Raw genomic sequence first — 3,743 nt, forward strand, 5'->3', positions numbered from 1 at the left:
AGTATTGGGTTTGGAGATGTTTGCCCAAGTCCGCAAAGAGATGTGTCTTTAATAGTCTCAGATAATTCTTTTAGCAATTCAAGGTCTTCCAGAGTACCTTTACCTTTTGTAATCTTATCAAGGATTTCGTGTAGTCTTGTATTCCCTATTCTACATGGAGTACATTTTCCACAAGATTCTTCCACTGTAAATTCAAGGTAGAATTTAGAAACTGCAACCATACAGTTATCTTCGTCCATTACGATCATTCCACCAGATCCCATCATAGATCCTTTTGCTAAAAGAGAATCAAAATCAATCGGAGTATCCAAGTCTCTTTCAGTCAGACATCCACCAGAAGGTCCTCCTGTTTGAACGGCCTTAAATTTCTTACCGTCTGAGATTCCGCCACCGATTTCAAAAATTACTTCTCTTAAAGTAGTTCCCATAGGTACTTCTACAAGTCCTACATTGTTTATTTTTCCAGCAAGAGCAAATACTTTTGTTCCTGCAGATTTTTCAGTTCCTATACCTTTAAACCATTCTCCACCATTTAAGATGATTTCAGGAATATTTGCAAAGGTTTCAACGTTATTAACATTTGTTGGTTTTCCCCAGTATCCAGATTCAGCAGGGAAAGGAGGTTTAGATGTAGGTTCTCCTCTTTCTCCTTCCATAGAATGGATAAGAGCAGTTTCCTCTCCACATACAAATGCTCCTGCACCGTATTTGATCTCTATATCAAAATCAAAACCTGATCCAAGAATATCTTTTCCTAAAAGTCCGTACTCTCTGGCATCACTCATAGCTTTTTTAAGTCTGTTGATTGCTAGAGGATACTCTGCTCTGATGTATACTAGACCTTTGTTTGCACCTGTTGAATATCCACAGATAGCCATAGCCTCTATAACAGAATGAGGGTCTCCTTCAAGTATGGATCTGTCCATAAATGCTCCCGGATCTCCTTCATCTGCGTTACATACAACATATTTTTGATCTGCAGCATTATTCGCAGCAAATTGCCATTTAAGACCTGTAGGGAATCCTCCCCCACCTCTTCCTCTGAGACCAGATAGCTTCATCTCATCGATGACCTCTTGAGGATTCATATCATTGAGACATTTTCCTAATGCCATGTAACCTCTGTTACCTAGATATTCCTCTATTTTTTCAGGATCAATAAGACCGCAGTTTCTGAGAGCTATTCTCATCTGCTTCTTATAGAACTCCATGTTTTCACCTTCGTGAATTCTTTTTCCAGTTTTCGGATCTCTATAAAGTAGAGTTTCTATTTTTTCTCCCTTTATTAAGTCTTCTTCCACTATTCTTCCAGCATCTTCAGGCTTTACCTCAACGTAGAATGTATTTTCAGGCATTATTTTTACAATCGGTCCTTTTTCACAGAAACCGAAACATCCAGTTAATACTACCTCTACTTGATCCTCCATCCCTTTTTCTTTAAGGACAGTGTTGATATTATCCGCAATTTGTCTGCTCTTGGAAGAAAGACATCCTGTACCTCCACAAATTAGGACGTGCTTTTTATCTGACATCTAATTACCCCCTAAATTAATGATTACACTTTTTATTTCCGTCATTATCTACGAGAAAATCTTTTATTTTCTCGGTGTCTAGAATATATTTCTGCACCAGTTCCACAGCTTCCTGAGGTGTTACGTTGCCAAAAACAACATTCCCCATTTTAGGTATAATTATTTCCAGAGTTGGTTTTTCTCCAGAGTATCCATAAAATTCTGTCTGTATAACGGCTACATCTTCGACATTACAAATTTTGAGATGATTAATTATCTCTATTGCCACTTCATCTGCAAGTTTCTTGGCTTCAGGCGTAGGCTGCCCGATTCCTATTTTAGCGACCTTGACACTTTCAAGATCTACTTCTTCTCATTTTTTTCTTACTGCGATAAGAGCTTCACACTCTTTGTTCTTTTTTAAAAGCTCTTCATAAGATGCTATCTTTTTTGACATAAGAGAACCTCCTTACCCTTTGGCTTTATAAGTGCTTAATATTGTTTTTACGTCTTTGGCTTCATCTTTACCGAAAACATCTTCTCCCACAAGAACAACTGGTGCAAGTCCACATGCTCCAACACATCTTAATGCGTCGATTGAAAACATTCCGTCTGAAGTAGTTTCTCCCACTTCAATCCCTAATTGCTTCTGGAAATCCTCTAGTACCTTTCCTGCTCCCCTTACATAACAAGCAGTTCCCATACATACAGAAACAGGGTATTTCCCTTTTGGAGTCATTGTGAAAAATGAATAAAAGCTGACAACTCCGTAAACTTTGGCTAGCGGTAAATCCAATCTTTCTGCTACAAATGACTGAATCTCTTTCGGTAAATAACCGAATATTTCCTGCGCCTTGTGAAGTACTGTGATTAATGCCCCTTGTTTATCATCAAGATTTAAGATAAACTCATCTAACTGTTTGAAGCACTCTTCCTTAAGCTGGTTTTTACAAGACATCTTCATCCTCCCTTTCATTATATTATGTTAATATTGTAACAATGTTGTGTTCGTATACTAGTCAAATAATACCGTAAATCACAAATAAAATCAATTATAAAATTAAAAAAATCAAAAAATAATTTAAAAAAATAACATTACATTACAAGTTTATTTATATTTTTGACCATAAATACTGCCTTTAATCCATATAAACTTTGGGGTTTAAATAACGTCTTTTCCCCTGGGTTTTATTTTTGTAGTTTATGGATTCTTCTGGACAGGTATGGATACATCTGAGACAAAGTTCACATACAACTCCAAAAACTATTTTTTTATCTATCATCTTTATGTTATTTACAGGACAGTTTCTTACACATAAACCACAGAGGGTGCACTTAGAATCTGCTTTCAGCTCTTTTCCCATTTTTCTAAATCTGCTTGCTGACCAGAAATGTATTTTTTCCGGGATAAGATTAAATGGAAATTTCTCACTCTCTATTCTGACTGCTTTATTTAAAATCTCCTTTGCCATAATATTTATCTTTCTGTGAGCCCCTTCTAACATATCCATTTGTTTAGATTCTTCAGGGACTTTGAAACTTAAAATATAATTATCTGGAAACTTTACTTTTCCAGCATAATTCAGCTGCATTCTTGATTTTTTAAGCAATTTTTCTGTTATATTCATTGTAGGCCCGCACTGTCCTCCATAAGTGGCAACTACAAAAATATACCCCCCTTCTAAGCCCTCTAGTTTTTCTATAAACTTTTTTACAATATTCGGAGGGCCGAAAGCATATACAGGAAATACAATCCCCACATATTCCTGACTCCCCCTGGGAATATTTTTCATATCTATATTCTCTACCGACAGACTGAGCTTCTCACCCAAAAGTTTTGCAGTATAATAACTGTTTCCAGTTCCTGAGAAATAATATATAGAACCTCTTTCCATAAAACTCCTCCATAATATTTCCTTAAAGTTATTAATAAAAAACTGATTATACCCTACACAATATAATTCTAATCTAATAATTCAACTTATGCAAAGTTTTAAGTAATTTAATTTATAATTTTATATAAATTTCTCATGGACAGGTATTTCCATTTTTTTTTGGTATAAATATTTATATGATTCTAATGTTAACTCACTTATTTTTTTTAGGATTGGTGATAAAATGATTTTATCAAATAGATTTCTTCCCAATAAAAAAATGCTCAGTGTCCTTGCAGTATTTTTTCTTTTGTCAGTTTCAGGATGTCTTATGGTAGCAATCCGTACAACGATAACT

The 3,743-nt window shown here is 35.2% G+C and carries 4 protein-coding genes; all 4 read right to left on the bottom strand.

All coding sequences use genetic code 11. The features are described 5' to 3' along the window. On the bottom strand, positions 1–1,532 hold a 1,532-nt coding region (locus ABZA26_RS09945; RefSeq protein ID WP_372714368.1), incomplete at its 3' end, for an NADH-ubiquinone oxidoreductase-F iron-sulfur binding region domain-containing protein. Between the two features lie 16 nt (positions 1,533–1,548). Continuing rightward, on the bottom strand, positions 1,549–1,800 hold the full coding sequence (locus ABZA26_RS09950) for a hypothetical protein (RefSeq protein WP_372714369.1): 252 nt from the start codon (positions 1,798–1,800) through the stop codon (positions 1,549–1,551). Positions 1,801–1,980: 180 nt separating this feature from the next. Next, positions 1,981–2,469: an NAD(P)H-dependent oxidoreductase subunit E gene (locus tag ABZA26_RS09955; protein WP_372714370.1), complete on the bottom strand. Its 489-nt coding sequence runs from the start codon at positions 2,467–2,469 to the stop codon at positions 1,981–1,983. A gap of 181 nt (positions 2,470–2,650) precedes the next feature. Then, the gene (locus ABZA26_RS09960) at positions 2,651–3,406 is read right to left on the bottom strand and encodes an EFR1 family ferrodoxin (protein ID WP_372714371.1); all 756 of its coding nucleotides are present in this window, start codon (positions 3,404–3,406) and stop codon (positions 2,651–2,653) included. Between the last annotated feature and the right edge of the window lie 337 nt (positions 3,407–3,743).

Origin of the sequence: Ilyobacter sp. (genome assembly GCF_041583315.1) — a bacterium.
Taxonomy (GTDB): domain Bacteria; phylum Fusobacteriota; class Fusobacteriia; order Fusobacteriales; family Fusobacteriaceae; genus Ilyobacter.